Source organism: Arcicella aurantiaca, assembly GCF_003148625.1.
GTDB classification, from domain to species: domain Bacteria; phylum Bacteroidota; class Bacteroidia; order Cytophagales; family Spirosomataceae; genus Arcicella; species Arcicella aurantiaca.
Genome location: NZ_QGGO01000022.1, coordinates 80,304 through 94,604, shown reverse-complemented (window position 1 = coordinate 94,604; position 14,301 = coordinate 80,304). Strand labels below are relative to the sequence as shown.

16 protein-coding genes and 3 tRNA genes are annotated in these 14,301 nt (G+C 33.8%); 3 read left to right on the top strand and 16 right to left on the bottom strand.

What is annotated here, in order from left to right; translation table 11 throughout:
• The 8 genes from LV89_RS17990 to LV89_RS17955 all read right to left on the bottom strand — a co-directional run.
• Positions 1-263: transposase (locus LV89_RS17990; RefSeq protein WP_510185566.1), on the bottom strand; the 263-nt coding region annotated here is incomplete at its 3' end.
• A 250-nt stretch (positions 264-513) separates the two neighbouring features.
• Positions 514-1,701: an elongation factor Tu gene (gene tuf / locus LV89_RS17985; protein WP_109744310.1), complete on the bottom strand. Its 1,188-nt coding sequence runs from the start codon at positions 1,699-1,701 to the stop codon at positions 514-516.
• 172 nt (positions 1,702-1,873) lie between these two features.
• Positions 1,874-1,945 (bottom strand) — tRNA-Thr (locus LV89_RS17980).
• A 101-nt stretch (positions 1,946-2,046) separates the two neighbouring features.
• A tRNA-Gly gene (locus LV89_RS17975) sits at positions 2,047-2,122 on the bottom strand.
• Between the two features lie 98 nt (positions 2,123-2,220).
• Positions 2,221-2,303: transfer RNA gene (locus tag LV89_RS17970), tRNA-Tyr, on the bottom strand.
• Between the two features lie 228 nt (positions 2,304-2,531).
• Positions 2,532-3,728 carry a porin family protein gene (locus LV89_RS17965; protein ID WP_109744309.1) on the bottom strand — a complete coding sequence of 399 codons (1,197 nt, stop codon included), beginning with the start codon at positions 3,726-3,728 and terminating at the stop codon, positions 2,532-2,534.
• A 130-nt stretch (positions 3,729-3,858) separates the two neighbouring features.
• Positions 3,859-4,632 carry a hypothetical protein gene (locus LV89_RS17960; RefSeq protein WP_109744308.1) on the bottom strand — a complete coding sequence of 258 codons (774 nt, stop codon included), beginning with the start codon at positions 4,630-4,632 and terminating at the stop codon, positions 3,859-3,861.
• Positions 4,633-4,696: 64 nt separating this feature from the next.
• A complete protein-coding gene (locus tag LV89_RS17955) occupies positions 4,697-5,245 on the bottom strand; it encodes an RNA polymerase sigma factor (RefSeq protein ID WP_109744307.1) in 549 nt (182 codons plus the stop codon).
• 181 nt (positions 5,246-5,426) lie between these two features.
• Between LV89_RS17955 and murI the strand changes: the two genes are divergently transcribed.
• The 3 genes from murI to LV89_RS17940 all read left to right on the top strand — a co-directional run bounded on the left by murI (position 5,427) and on the right by LV89_RS17940 (position 8,632).
• Positions 5,427-6,230, top strand: a complete 804-nt coding sequence (murI, locus tag LV89_RS17950) for a glutamate racemase (protein ID WP_109744306.1) — start codon at positions 5,427-5,429, stop codon at positions 6,228-6,230.
• An 88-nt stretch (positions 6,231-6,318) separates the two neighbouring features.
• Entirely contained in the window at positions 6,319-8,238 is a 1,920-nt protein-coding gene (locus LV89_RS17945; protein ID WP_109744305.1) for a cytochrome-c peroxidase, read from the top strand.
• 13 nt (positions 8,239-8,251) lie between these two features.
• Positions 8,252-8,632, top strand: coding sequence for a c-type cytochrome (locus LV89_RS17940; RefSeq protein WP_109744304.1), 381 nt, complete (start codon positions 8,252-8,254; stop codon positions 8,630-8,632).
• Between the two features lie 63 nt (positions 8,633-8,695).
• On the opposite strand, the gene LV89_RS17935 is transcribed toward LV89_RS17940, so the two are convergent.
• The 8 genes from LV89_RS17935 to LV89_RS17900 all read right to left on the bottom strand — a co-directional run bounded on the left by LV89_RS17935 (position 8,696) and on the right by LV89_RS17900 (position 14,158).
• Positions 8,696-8,974: a CAMCR motif-containing small membrane protein gene (locus LV89_RS17935; RefSeq protein ID WP_109744303.1), complete on the bottom strand. Its 279-nt coding sequence runs from the start codon at positions 8,972-8,974 to the stop codon at positions 8,696-8,698.
• A gap of 35 nt (positions 8,975-9,009) precedes the next feature.
• Entirely contained in the window at positions 9,010-9,549 is a 540-nt protein-coding gene (locus LV89_RS17930) for a DUF420 domain-containing protein (RefSeq protein ID WP_109744302.1), read from the bottom strand.
• A gap of 17 nt (positions 9,550-9,566) precedes the next feature.
• Positions 9,567-10,295, bottom strand: coding sequence for an SCO family protein (locus LV89_RS17925; protein WP_109744301.1), 729 nt, complete (start codon positions 10,293-10,295; stop codon positions 9,567-9,569).
• A gap of 144 nt (positions 10,296-10,439) precedes the next feature.
• On the bottom strand, positions 10,440-10,757 hold the full coding sequence (locus LV89_RS17920; protein ID WP_109744300.1) for a cytochrome C oxidase subunit IV family protein: 318 nt from the start codon (positions 10,755-10,757) through the stop codon (positions 10,440-10,442).
• 64 nt (positions 10,758-10,821) lie between these two features.
• Positions 10,822-11,574 (bottom strand): cytochrome c oxidase subunit 3, encoded by a 753-nt coding sequence (locus LV89_RS17915; protein WP_109744299.1) that lies wholly within the window; start codon positions 11,572-11,574, stop codon positions 10,822-10,824.
• A gap of 112 nt (positions 11,575-11,686) precedes the next feature.
• Entirely contained in the window at positions 11,687-12,280 is a 594-nt protein-coding gene (locus tag LV89_RS17910) for a cytochrome c oxidase subunit 3 (RefSeq protein WP_109744298.1), read from the bottom strand.
• A 4-nt stretch (positions 12,281-12,284) separates the two neighbouring features.
• Positions 12,285-13,187 (bottom strand): heme o synthase, encoded by a 903-nt coding sequence (gene cyoE / locus LV89_RS17905; RefSeq protein WP_109744297.1) that lies wholly within the window; start codon positions 13,185-13,187, stop codon positions 12,285-12,287.
• Positions 13,188-13,192: 5 nt separating this feature from the next.
• On the bottom strand, positions 13,193-14,158 hold the full coding sequence (locus LV89_RS17900; RefSeq protein ID WP_109744296.1) for a COX15/CtaA family protein: 966 nt from the start codon (positions 14,156-14,158) through the stop codon (positions 13,193-13,195).
• Positions 14,159-14,301: the final 143 nt, after the last annotated feature.

The window sequence follows — 14,301 nt, the reverse complement described above, 5'->3', positions numbered from 1 at the left end:
GCAGTAAACTTGGTAAAACTGGTATCTGGTAACTCTTTTCCATTCATGGAATTTAATTCCCAGATAATATGGATATGGTTTGGCATAATTACGAATCCATAAACAATAATCAATTTTCTTTCGACTAAATTTTTCAAACAATCTATAATTATTAACTTCAAATTATCAGTCATAAATAGTCTTTTCCATGAAATAATGGTAGATGTATAGAAGTACACTTCTCCAATATCCATGTGTGACTTACGTATTTGTGGTGGTTTCATTTTTGTGTGGATTGGTTATTTGAGTGGTCTGGTCGGGAGACCAGCCACGGGAAGCCGACAAGTCACGGGGCGGAAGACTGGTCATTCGACTGGACTGGTCGGGAGACCAGCCACAGAAGAATCATCAACAAAAGCCTACTTTGAAAATAATTAAGAGTTTAAGAATGTAAACCTTAAAATAGAGTCAATTCCTAAACAACAAAAAAGCGTCTCCTTTTGAGAGACGCTTTTTTTATATACTTAGTAAATCTTAGTCTAAGATTTCAGTTACTTGACCAGCACCTACTGTACGACCACCCTCACGGATAGCGAAACGAAGTCCTTTGTCCATTGCAACTTTGTTTAATAAAGTTACATCGATTGTCAAGTTATCACCAGGCATACACATTTCTACTCCTTCTGGTAACATGATTTCTCCTGTTACGTCAGTTGTACGGAAATAGAATTGTGGACGGTATTTGTTAAAGAATGGAGTGTGACGTCCACCTTCTTCTTTAGACAAGATATAAACCTCAGCTTTGAATTTAGTGTGAGGCTTAACTGAACCTGGCTTACAAATAACCATACCACGACGGATAGATTCTTTGTCAATACCACGTAATAATAAACCTACGTTATCACCAGCTTCTCCACGGTCAAGGATTTTACGGAACATCTCAACACCTGTTACAGTTGATTTAAGACCTTCAGCACCCATACCTAAGATATCTACTGGATCACCAGAGTTGATTACACCTGTTTCGATACGACCTGTTGCTACAGTACCACGACCTGTAATCGAGAATACGTCTTCAACTGGCATCAAGAATGGCTTATCAACATCTCTTTTTGGAAGTGGAATCCAATTATCTACTGCATCCATCAACGCTTCGATAGTAGCAACCCATTTCGGCTCACCGTTCAATCCACCAAGAGCAGAACCTTGGATTACTGGAATGTTATCTCCGTCGAATTCGTAGAATGATAATAATTCACGAATTTCCATTTCAACTAATTCTAATAATTCAGGGTCATCAACCATATCCACTTTGTTCATGAATACTACTAATTGAGGTACACCTACCTGACGTGACAACAAGATGTGTTCACGAGTTTGTGGCATTGGACCGTCAGTTGCAGCAACCACGATGATAGCACCGTCCATTTGAGCAGCACCAGTTACCATGTTTTTAACGTAATCGGCGTGACCAGGACAGTCAACGTGTGCATAGTGACGGTTTGCTGTTGAATATTCTACGTGAGCAGTATTGATAGTGATACCACGTTCTTTTTCTTCTGGAGCTGAGTCAATTGAAGAGAAATCTTTTTTCTCAGCAAGACCTTTTTCTGACAACACTTTAGTGATTGCAGCAGTCAATGTAGTTTTACCGTGGTCAACGTGACCGATTGTACCAATGTTTACGTGGGGTTTACTACGGTCAAAATTTTCCTTTGCCATGATATTTAGTTCTTAATTTGATTTTATAAAAAGAATGAAAAAACTTAATTAATTTGAAAATTTGAAAATGAAGAAATTTGAAAATGATTTAGATTTTATCTGATTAAAACGATAAGTCTAATCATAAAATCATTTTCAAATTTTCAAATTATAACATTAACAAATTGATTCGAGCCTTTGAGCAGGATTGAACTGCCGACCTCTTCCTTACCAAGGAAGTGCTCTACCACTGAGCTACAAAGGCAGAGACCCCATGAAACTACAAATGGTCAATTGTTAATTGTTTTTAGCTAAACTAATAACTATTAACTAATTAACAACCAACCACCTAATATAGTTTCTGATTGGAGCGGGAGACGGGGCTCGAACCCGCCACCTATAGCTTGGAAGGCTATCGCTCTACCAAATGAGCTACTCCCGCTTTTGAATCATTAGTTATCAGTTTCAATTAACAGTTTTATTTAAAAACAAAATGTAAACAAGTTGAAATTTATTTACTGTTAATTGTTACTGAAACAGTGGGGGCGGATGGATTCGAACCACCGAAGGAATACTCCAGCAGAGTTACAGTCTGCCCCATTTGGCCACTCTGGTACACCCCCATTTTCTTTTCCCTTTAGCACTTTCGTTTAGTGTTTTGGTGAAAGAGTGTGCAAAAGTAGCTCTATTTTTTGTTATCTCAAAGAGTATCGCAAAAAAAAATTTACAAAAAATATCTTTTAATACTGTGTTTAGCGTAAAATTGAGAGATAGTATTGCCGTAAATGTCTAAAAATAAACACGTTGTTGGAATATTATCTCTCAATATTTTTTTTCATTTTTTTTTACGACTAAAGTCTAATGCCAAAGCTGATTCCTCCAATTTTGGGTCCTCGGTTGTCTTGAAATAAATTATTCATGTCATAATTGACGAATAAATCTGGAAAATCTTTCAATCCTAATTCGAATGCTAAACCATATCTAACATTATTTAAGAAGAAACTACTGTGATTCCATTCTTTTTTACCGCTGTCTTCTTCTTTGGTTTTTGTATAACTATCCAAACGATAGCCAATATAACCACCTGCGGCAATGTATGTGATTGTACTTCCTTTTTTGAAGGCTACATACGGCATTATTGGAATGTTGATGTTAGCAACTGTTAATTTATTGCGAGATAGAGCAACTTGGTTTCCTTTTGAATCTCGATAATCTGCGAACCCAATATTGTCTGTGTTTTTAACAATGAAAGCGTTATTTTCTAACATAAAGTTGTACCAAGAGAACTCTAAACCGTAGCTTATTTTCAAGGCAGCTTTTGTGCCTTTACTAATCATTCCACTGCGTGTCCAGCCAAATCCGAAGTATCTTGAACCAAATGGACTTAATTCAAAATCTTTTGAATTGTAAATCCCGCCAATGTTGCTGGCATTTGTAAATGAATTTAAACCTAAATAGATATTGAAACCAGAACGACTATTAAACCCACTGTTTTTACGATTAATGCGTGCAGAGTCTCTCAATGTAATATTAGTTTCTCGTCCACCGTCATTTACATATACGCCATTCCAGCCAACTCTTACTTCGTCTTTTCCATCTTTTACGACAACACCACCTAATCCAACTTTTACTTGTTTATCATTGTTGTATGTGCCTTCTCCATTTGTATTAACATTGACGTTGGTATTGACGTTACTATTTTTTGTATTGGTATTAATAACAACTTTGATACTTTTATCGCTTTGTGTTATTATTAAAAGGGTATCTTTATTGAGGTCGCTGTTGACAACTCTTCTTATGCCTCTCCAAGTATCATCATCAAGCGACATTCCACTTTTTTGAAACAACTCTTGTAAGTTTTCTCTTAGCGTTTTTGTGTTATTACTTTGATTGAGAAGCGTTTGATTTCTTTTGTCGATGCTAATTACAGTTGAATCTTTTTCTCCACCTTTTGCCATTACTTGATTGGTAGAGATGATAAAAGCGATGGTTGCGATAATTGAATAACTAATTTTTTTTAGTGTATTCATATTGATTAGTGTTTTCATGATTTTACGTTTTAAATGTTTAGAGTTTCTTTGGTAATGTTGGTTGAAGTGAGAATCAACACATATTTAGGAAACTTAGTGATTTATGTTTTATACTTTCAAGATGCAGGGTTTTTGATAATGGTTGCATCTATTTTTCATTATTTTCTCCTTTTGTTAAAGCATTTTCAATTTTTGCATCCGCACGTGCTAAAACTTTTTGTGGTTTAATCCCAACTTCTCCCCAATTGACGTCTTCGCCGTTTTTAGCACGTTTTAATTGTTGCCAAATTTTACTCAAACGGCTTTGTTTTTTAAGGTTTTCTTCATTTGGGTCAATTTGAGCAACTGCTTCAGGTTTTGCTTCAACGAAGTTCAGAACAATGGTTTCTTCTTGAATTTTTGGCTTTGTGTCCTCAAGAACTAAGACAATTGTGTTTGGTTCAATGGTTGTTTTTATCTCTGCTAATGGAGTAGGAGAGACGATATTTTTTGTATTTAATATCTCATTTGATTTAGAAATCTTCGAAACAGAAATTTCATTCTGAGAATCAAATTTCAACACTTTTGTATTGTGTTTTGTTACTTCGATTTTCGTTTCTTTCGTAGTGGTTACTGCTACTGATTCCGTTTTAGAAGTGTTTTGTAGCGGAAGTGTAGTTTCTTTTGAAGTATTTTTCAACTGATTTACCACTGCAAAATCCTCATTTACCGTATTTTTTTGTGAATTATACCAGTATCCGCCTACGCCCAAAAGTAAGGCAACAGATGCCGCCGAAGCAAATTTCCACCATAGAGGCAATACTTTGCTTTGTGGTTTTTCAAGTCTCGCTTGAAGTTTTACCCAAGCTTCACTACGGGGTTGACGCTCGTAGTTTTGTAAGCCTTCTGAGAATATTTTATCTATATTTTCTGAATTTTTCATTTTCGTTTTGTAGCACAGACTTTAGTCTGTAATATGACAAACAGACTAAAGTCTGTGTTACGTTTCATGCCATTTCCATTACGGCATTTTGCAAAATAACTCTTGCTCGAGAGAGTTGTGATTTTGAAGTACTTTCGGTTATACCTAATTGTTTGGCAATTTCAGCATGAGAATATCCTTCAATGGCGTAAAGATTAAAAACTGTTTTGTAACCAAGTGGTAATTTTTCTATCAATTTTAAAAGGTCTTGACTTTCGAGGTCGGTTCTAAATTGTTCTGGTTCTGGTTCATAGAGAATCTGGTCGTAACTGGTTTCAAATTGAGCTTTTTTATTACTTCTGAGGTACATTAATGATTCGTTGACCATAATTCTGCGAATCCAACCTTCAAAACTACCTTCCAATTTAAAAGTATCAATTTTTTCAAAAACTCTCACAAAACCTTCAATCATTATTTCTTCTGCTTCATAATCATCGTGGACGTATCTAAAACATATTCCCAACATTTTGGGAGAATATTTTTCATAAACTCGTCGTTGAGCTTTGGGGTCGCCTTTTTGGCAGGCTTTCACCAGAGCTTCTTCGCTTTGAAATAAATTAAGTAGTTTCACGATACTGTTTTGGTTTAAATCTTAAGGTCTGAGATTTTATAAATTCAAGATGAAATAGACGTATGAAAGGTTGCATAGGGAGTTACGATTTTTTTTTAATTTTCGGCTTTTAGCAAAATGCTTTCAATTAATTTTGATAAACAAACTTTAAAAGTTGATTGTCGGTAGCGACAGCCATAAAAATATGAATTCAAACTCAATTGGAATTTTTGATAGTGGCATTGGCGGACTTACCGTTGCACACGCTGTAACGACGCTTTTGCCTAACGAAAATATAATTTATTTCGGAGATACCGCACATTTGCCTTATGGTGATAAATCTTCTTCCGCCATTCAGGCGTATTCTATCAAAATTTGCAATGTTCTTTTGCAACAGAAGTGTAAAGTTATTCTAATTGCTTGTAATTCTGCCTCTGCGGCGGCTTTTGAGCTTGTCCGTGAATATGTTGGAAGTAAAGCTAAGGTTATCAATGTGATTGACCCCGTAGTAGAATATTTGGCTAATACTTATCCAGACAAAACGATTGGCTTGATTGGTACAAAACAAACTGTTAATTCAAATATTTATCGAAAGAAAATTGATGCGACGGGCAAAGGAATTACCTTAAAATCATTAGCCACGCCTTTGCTTGCACCGATGATTGAGGAAGGTTTTTTCAATAATAATATTTCAGAAAGCATTATTCAGGAGTATTTAAACCATCCTGAATTAGAAGGAATTGAAGCCTTAATTTTGGGTTGTACGCATTATCCACTCATAAAAACTCAAATTGAGAATTATTATCAAGGCAAAGTTACGGTTTTAGATACTTCCGAAATTGTAGCAAAATCATTGAATAAATATCTTTCAGAAAATGATATTCTTTGTTCAATGAATTCTCACATCAAACATTTTTATGTTTCTGATTATACGGCTTCATTTGAAACTTCGACTAAAATTTTCTTTGGTGAACAAATTCACTTAGAGCATTATCCGCTTTGGGAGTAAGTTAACCCCAAAAGAAAGCTTGGTTTTTGGCAAGGTAATTGTATTTCGTGAAATTAGGTAAACTTTGCCTGCCAACATTCAATCCGCCATGAGAATAAGGGTATTATCATTTACAATCTGTTTTATTGTTTTTATTTGTGTTGCATTTGTTCCTAAAGATGAAAATTCATTAGAGTACTTTGTTGGTGATAAAATTTCCAAATTTGAAGCATCGCTAAATACTCTTTCAACTACCATCACAAATAGTGACTTAAAGAACCCTAAGCATCGGCAAGAAATTATTGCTCGCATACATCAATCACGTTTGCTTTTAAAATCCTTTGATTTTATTCTTCGGTATCTTGAACCTACACAATACAAGAAAATTAATGGTCCTTTGCCTATTGAATGGGAAACAGAGGTTTTTGAGAAATTTGAGAAACCTTACAAACGAGAAGGTTTCGGTTTAACTATCGCTGAAATATCAATAAACGAAGAGGAAACTAATAAAGACTCTCTTTTGCATTTAATCCATCAAGCAAAAATTGGTATTTCGTATTTTAGGAGTGATTCTCTGCAAGCAAAGCTCAAAACGTCTAATACTTATTTGTTAGCAAATCGTCTTTTCCTACTAAATTTATCAGCTATTTATACCACAGGTTTTGAGTGTCCAGACTCACAACAAATTTTACCTGAATTATCCCAAATGCTTAAAAGTCAACGAGACTTTTATACCATATATAACAAGCAATTTCCAAATAATCGTTTTCCTGATAATTATCTCAATCTATTTGAACAAACTATTCTTTTTATTGAAAAGAGCAAAGATGATTATTCAAGTTTTAGCCATTTTCGTTTTATTAGAGACTATGTGAATCCTTTATTCTCTCTCAATCAGCGTTTGTTAAATACTTATCATATTCGTTCAGAGAGCTTTAATGATTATTCTTTAAATAAAAATAGCAAAAGTATTTTTGACAAAACTTTATATTTTGGTCAAAATACGAAGGGTGTTTACGGATTTATTGAGGATAAATATCAACTTGAGGAGATAAAACAAGTAGGAAAAATGTTGTTCTATGACCCTATTTTATCTGGAAATAATAAGCGAAGTTGTGCTTCGTGTCATAAACCAACTCAGTTTTTTACAGATACTCTTCATACTACCTCACCAGACTTCGATAATACGAAAGTTCTACCCAGAAATACGCCTTCGCTATTGAATGTTGTTTTTAATCATTTAATAATGCTTGATGGCAAACATACATCATTGCAAGCACAGGCGGAAGATGTAATTAAAAATCCTTCAGAAATGGCTGGAGATGAAAAGATTATTTTAGATAAAATTTTAAGCTGTGAAAAGTATAAACACATTTTTGAGAAATACCTAAAATATACGCCTCAATTCGATGAAATCACCATTGAGCATATCACCTCAGCTATCACTTTGTATTACAGGGAATTTAGTTACTTTGTTTCACCTTTTGATAAAGCGATGAATAAAATGATAACCTTGAACCGAAAGGCTGAAAAAGGTTTTAATCTGTTTATGAGCAAAGCTCAGTGCGGTACCTGTCATTTTGTTCCACAGTTTAACGGAGTAAAACCACCTTATGTAGGGTCTGAATTTGAAGTAATTGGTGTTCCTAATAACCCTAACTATAATCAGTTAAGTCCTGATTTAGGTAGATTCGGAATAAACCCTGCTAAAGAAACTAAAAATGCCTTTAGAACCACTACTATTCGAAATTCAGCACATACTATGCCGTATATGCACAATGGTGTATTTAAAACAATAGATGAAGTAATAGATTTTTATGATAATGGAGGTGGGCTTGGTAGAAATTTGAATGTAGGCAATCAAACATTATCCAGTGATTCTTTACATTTAACTATTAATGAAAAGCAAGAATTAAAGGCTTTCATTTATTCATTGAATGAAACAATACCCAAACAAAAAGCCCCTTTATCTCTGCCTATTTCTAAGGATAATTTACTTAACAAACGCAAAATAGGAGGAGAATACTAAACTTTATTAAACAATGCTTAGAAATACCATTTTATTATTCGGAATACTTTTTCTGACTTTAGTTTTTACTGGCAATGCACAAAAAAAAGAAGGTAAGCCACCTGCCACTATTGTTTACAAAATTCCTGATGGGTTAGACGAAAATGTAAAAGCTGAATATATTAAGTTTTTAGACCACGGTCATAAATTGTATAGTTTGTACTGTGCAAAATGTCATGGAGAGTCAGGAGAAGGAGGGAAGGGAGTTCCGAATTTTACAGAAAAAGAGTTAGAATCTTATAAAGCAAGGAGTGCTATTGCAGAAGGGATTAACAAAATGCCAAGTTTTAAAGAAAAAATAAGTGAACCTGATTTACAGAAAATCTTGATGTTTTTGGAGCAGTTCAAAAAATAAGTTTGTGAACAAACGAAAAGCCTTCTTTATATGAAATATCTCATAGAAAGAAGGCTTTTTTGATTATTGTAATTGACTAAATGCCTTTCTGATTCTTTGTCTTAAAATAGTCTGTGGCGACATATTTTTCTTTGAGCTTGTCCACCATAAATAGCCAACTATTGCTACCAAAATATACGGAGCTGATAATAAGTACAATATGCCATGATTCAAATTTGAAGCAATTTGGCTTCGTCCATTCGAAACTGTACTTTCCACCGTCATACGGCACATAGCACATTGAGCTATACTCATTGAAATGCTAATCAAAAATAAAATTACTGTCGAAAATATCTTTTTCATTTTTTGAGATACTTTTAAATGTTGAGTTCTAAAACCTAATTATAATAAGGTGAAATCATCAAATATACAATTACGCCTGTGATAGACACATAAAGCCATAAAGGGAACGTCCACTTTACAATTCTTTTGTGTTCGGTAATTTGCCCACTCAATGCAAAATATACTGCTCTGAGAACAAACCAAACTACACCAATTGATAAAACAATATGTGAAACCAAAAGGAAATAGTAAATAGGTCTTAAAATACCCTCTCCGCCAAACGGTGTCGATTGGTTAGAGATATGATAAAGAATATACAAAACTAAAAACAAAGCACCTTGTATAAATGATAATCCCATCATCTGGCGATGTCTTACAATATTTTTATTCTTTATGGCAAAAAATCCTAAGATTAGCGTAATTGAAGTTGTTGTGTTTAAAAGACCAATCACGTGTGGTAGTGTCTTTGTCCAAGCACCTAAATCAATTTTTGTTCTAATACCAATCAATAAAGCTACCGCCACAGGAATAACGATTGATAAAATCTTAACTAAGTTGTCATTCTTAGTACTTTTTTCTAAAATTATGTGGTTCATTTTGTTGATGTGTTATTTTAACTTTTTGTTTCGTAAATTTTCGTTAATACTCGTATTTCTAAGATAAGCCTATCAACATCTTTTTTGTCAGTTCCATCATAGAATCCCCTAATGTGTCCGTCCTTATCTACTAAAATTAATTTTTCGGAATGAATAAATGTTTCGTCAGGAGTTTTTACAGCTTTATCATATTCAGAAGCATCTGCTACTGGAATAAAATACCCTTTAATAGCCAAAGGGTATATTTGACTTTTTTTTCCTGTTAAAAAGTGCCATTTTCCTGCTTTGGCATCATATTTTTTTGCATATTCTTGCAATACCTCAGGTGTATCATGGCTTGGGTCAACCGAGAAAGAGGCAAATTGTACATCATCATTTTGAGAGAATGTATCTTGCACACGTGTGAATTCAGTTGACATTTTCGGGCAAATGGTTTCACATCGAGTAAAGAAAAAATCTGCGACATAGATTTTTCCTTTTAAAGATTCTCCCGCAAATTCTTTACCATTTTCATCTGTCAATTTCCAATTTGGAATTGTATGAAAAACGGTATCCATTTCTGGTTGATTCCATTTTGGGTTAGGATTTTTCCTAAGCATTATATTCCCCGTAGTAGAATCTGTCAATGGAATCATATAAGGCAATTCGTAGTGGTTTTCACCGAAGCCTTTTAGATATAAAAAAATTAAAGCTGGAACAACTAATGCAGCGATTAGGATTCCAGCTTTCATAGTTTTTTGTGTCATTTTCGATTTAGTAATTAGTATTCATTAAAATAAGTAGTTCAATAGCTACTTAATTTTAACTTATTTAATTGACTACTTAACACTTATATTTCTTTTTTGTTTGATTTTTCACTTCTGAAAAGTGAAAAATCAAACGTTTATTTCTCAGTAAAGGTGACCACCCTCATACATAAGTGCAATTAATAACCAAACCACAAAGATTGCTGGTAATAAAATTGCCCATATCAAAGTTTTTACTTCATGCTTTAAGTGCATAAATTCACCTACAATATAAAATGCTTTTACGATTGTCATTCCAACGAAGATTGAAGTTTTCAATGTTCCTTTGCCAATGGTAAATGCGATTACGAATTCAATCGCTGTTAATATCAATAATATCCAGAATGTTTTCCAAATAGCGGCTGTTTGTGGAGCGGCAATTTCTTGATGTTCTGCTTCGTGTGAATGTGCGTGTGAGGCCATTTGTATAATATTTTCTATTAATAAATTTCTTTAAATCTCTTTGTTCTGGTTGAACGAGGTTTTACTATACTAAGTAGAAGAAGGTAAATACGAATACCCAAACTAAATCTACAAAGTGCCAATATAAACCTACTTTTTCTACCATTTCATAATGTCCACGACGTTCGTACAAACCTGTTGCAGTGTTGAAGAAAATCAAGATATTCAAGATAACTCCTGAAAATACGTGTGTTCCGTGGAAACCTGTAATGAAGAAGAATAAATCAGCAAATGCTGGAGGACCATAAGGATTACGAACCAAATTAGCACCTTCAATTGCATTACCAGCAGCATCTTTAGCCGCTAAAGCTAATTCTGGGCCATGAATAAAGTGTGACCATTCCCATGCTTGTGAACCTAAGAAAGTAAAACCTCCTAAAATAGTCCATAACATCCATTTTTCAACATCAGCACGGTCATTACGGTGTCCAGCTTCAACAGCTAATACCATTGTTACTGAACTAAAAATCAAGATAAATGTCATAATTCCAACAAAAACTAATGGTAATGACATTCCATGTAAAAATGGAACAGATTCAAATACCTTTTCTGGAATTGGCCAGTGAGTTGTAGAGAAATAGAATTTTTCTACCGCCCCTTCATAGGCTTGCTGACTGTAACGAATCATACCATAAGTTACCAGCAATGCTGAGAACGTAAAGGTATCTGAAAGTAAGAAAAACCACATCATGAGTTTTCCGTAGCTTGCTTTCAAGGGTTCTGAACCACCCGTCCAAGTTAATTTTTCAGGAACGGCAGGAGCGTGTAATGCAGACATTTTTTAAGTATTAAGTTATTAGTTATTAGTTAATATATCAGTAGCCCAAGAGGCTAATAATTTAAGTTTTTCAATCTTTTATAATGTTTATTAAAGATTGTCGTCGCTAAAATTATCTATTAAAATACAAAAATAAAAATAAATATAGCCAGAGTCCATCCAAAAAGTGCCAATAGGTGGCACATAATTGTATTCTCGTAAGGTTTTTGGAATCTTTAGTGAATTTGAATGATGAAATCAATGAAATCAATAAGACTATCAAACCAGATACTACGTGTAAAGCATGTAAACCAACCAGAACATAAATCCAAGAGGATGCTACATCACTTCCAGCGAAATATAATTGGTTTTTAATTAAATCAGAAAAACCAATGACTTGTGTCGCTAAAAAAGCTAAACCGAACACAAAAGTAATAGAAATTGCTGTTTTAAGCGTACTGAAATTGTCTTTTTTTGCTGCTTGTACTGCAAAAAACATAGAAATACTGCTTACTAATAATATTCCTGTTGAATACCAGAAGATTTGTGGTAATTCAAACTCATGCCAACGTCCTTCTGCCTTACGAACCAAATAACCTGAAGTCCAGCCTGCAAACATCATTATAATTGATACAATTGCGAGCCAAAGCATAAATTTTTTAGGGTTCATCTTGAGCGTTTCTTCTGGCTCATCAATGTTTATATTTGCTAAATGTTCTTGTGTCATGTTTTTAAATTTTGTCCATCAAAAATGCTATCTGTACTATTGGTAAGTAAATAAATGAGCCAAACATCATCATTAAAGCAGCTTTGTCGGTAGGTCTTGACATTAAATAAAATGTTTGTGATAAAAATAATACGCCACACAAAACTGCAACAATGGCTGAGTTAAATCCTGTCATTCCTAATACATGAGGAATAAACCCACACGGTACAAGAAAAATGGTATAAATCATCATTGTTAATGCTGTTCTTAGGTCTTTATGACCATTGTTTGGTAGCATTTTAAAACCTGCTCTTTGGTAATCTTCATCTGCAACCCATGCAATTGCCCAGAAGTGTGGAAATTGCCAAAAGAATTGAATAGCAAATAATATTCCAGGTTCTAAGCCAAAATGGTTTGTTGCTGCTACCCAACCAATCATTGGCGGAAATGCCCCTGGAAATGCTCCTACGAATACAGAAATAGGACCAACTCTTTTGAGCGGTGTATATACAAACCCATACAATATGAATGATAATATTCCTAAAGCACCTGCTTTGATATTGAATTCAAATATTAAAATGTAGCTTGCTAATAAAAACATCACTACGCCAAAAATTGTTGCTTCTTTTACACTTAATCTGCCTGTTGGTAAAGGTCGATTTTGTGTTCTTTTCATTAATTTGTCAAGCTCAATTTCCTTTATTTGGTTAACAATATTAGCTGCTCCAGTTATCAAAAAACCTCCAAGACTTATTAATACTATTTTCCACCAATCTATCTTATCAACTGCCAATGAATACCCAAATGCTCCAGAAAATGCAACTAAAAATGACAATCTGAATTTTAGTAATTCGTAATAAGCTTTTATTTTGGAAGTAGAACCAACGTTCTCGTTTTGTTCTGAAACTTCTTTTTCTTTAGTAATCATCTTATTCACGATTCACTAAATCGTGTTACATTTTTAAAATTTAGTAAAAGTAAGAGTACAAATTGTATTCCTACCGAAATTAAAGCTAATGTTAAATGAATCGGTTGTAAGTAGGCTGGAATACCAAAATATGCCATTACAATACCTGTTAATATTTCAACAATAACCAATAACACCAGTGCTTTTGTAAACGTTGAAATCAAGCCTGTTTGTTTGGTATTTTTTTGTAATTTCCATATTAAGTAAATGTGTAAACCTAATATGATAATCGAGAAAGAACGGTGAATATAAAATGGCAGTCCTAATTGTTCTATCCATGTCTCTCGATTATATCCAAAAAACGGATTCGCTATCACTTTATCTATTGCTTCCCTTACTTGTGTGCCTAATAAAATTTGAGAAGTAGAGACTATCAATACCCACACTAATAATCTTGTAATAGTACTTTTATTTTCTACTTGTTCTGTAATTATAACTTCTGACCATGCTCTTGCTATTGCGTACAATAAAACGAAGATGACTAAAATCGCAAGAAGCATGTGCATGGTTACTACGCCCGGTTTTAAGAAAGAATCAACTACGTATTTTCCTAAAACACCATTTGCACCTATCAAGATTACTCCTAAGAATGACAGATAAACAATTACTCTATCTTTTGACCAGTAGTAAAATATTGATGTAATAAATGCGGCAAAAACAATTATTCCAGTTAAAGCACCAATAAGTCGATTTGCATATTCAATCCATGTTTTTGTTGCATTAAATTCAACTTCACCATGCAATTTTTCTGCATAAATTTCTTGATAATTCGCAGGCAACTGGCTAACATCTGTGGGTGGCACTAACATTCCAAAGCACTTTGGCCAATCTGGGCATCCCATTCCTGAGCCTGTACTTCTCACTATTCCTCCTGCCAATACCAGTAAGTATATCGTTATTATTGTTGCTATGCCTAATTTTCTAAAGAGCATATTAGTTGTTGTTTTATTTCAAATCCAAATTCTGTTTTAATTTTTAAAGACCGTTAAGTACAAGGCTTTCTTTGAAAAACAAAAGTATGAATTGCTCTTAAACAAAATTGAGAATATATTAACCCGAATCTTCATGGTTAACA

Coding starts and splice junctions, on each gene's coding strand:
- LV89_RS17935 (WP_109744303.1), bottom strand. CDS start 8,974: ATGAAAAAGATATTTTCGACAGTAATTTTATTTTTGATTAGCATTTCA.
- tuf (WP_109744310.1), bottom strand. CDS start 1,701: ATGGCAAAGGAAAATTTTGACCGTAGTAAACCCCACGTAAACATTGGT.
- LV89_RS17965 (WP_109744309.1), bottom strand. CDS start 3,728: ATGAAAACACTAATCAATATGAATACACTAAAAAAAATTAGTTATTCA.
- LV89_RS17900 (WP_109744296.1), bottom strand. CDS start 14,158: ATGCTCTTTAGAAAATTAGGCATAGCAACAATAATAACGATATACTTA.
- murI (WP_109744306.1), top strand. CDS start 5,427: ATGAATTCAAACTCAATTGGAATTTTTGATAGTGGCATTGGCGGACTT.
- LV89_RS17940 (WP_109744304.1), top strand. CDS start 8,252: ATGCTTAGAAATACCATTTTATTATTCGGAATACTTTTTCTGACTTTA.
- LV89_RS17910 (WP_109744298.1), bottom strand. CDS start 12,280: ATGACACAAGAACATTTAGCAAATATAAACATTGATGAGCCAGAAGAA.
- LV89_RS17930 (WP_109744302.1), bottom strand. CDS start 9,549: ATGAACCACATAATTTTAGAAAAAAGTACTAAGAATGACAACTTAGTT.
- cyoE (WP_109744297.1), bottom strand. CDS start 13,187: ATGATTACTAAAGAAAAAGAAGTTTCAGAACAAAACGAGAACGTTGGT.
- LV89_RS17945 (WP_109744305.1), top strand. CDS start 6,319: ATGAGAATAAGGGTATTATCATTTACAATCTGTTTTATTGTTTTTATT.
- LV89_RS17925 (WP_109744301.1), bottom strand. CDS start 10,295: ATGACACAAAAAACTATGAAAGCTGGAATCCTAATCGCTGCATTAGTT.
- LV89_RS17920 (WP_109744300.1), bottom strand. CDS start 10,757: ATGGCCTCACACGCACATTCACACGAAGCAGAACATCAAGAAATTGCC.
- LV89_RS17960 (WP_109744308.1), bottom strand. CDS start 4,632: ATGAAAAATTCAGAAAATATAGATAAAATATTCTCAGAAGGCTTACAA.
- LV89_RS17915 (WP_109744299.1), bottom strand. CDS start 11,574: ATGTCTGCATTACACGCTCCTGCCGTTCCTGAAAAATTAACTTGGACG.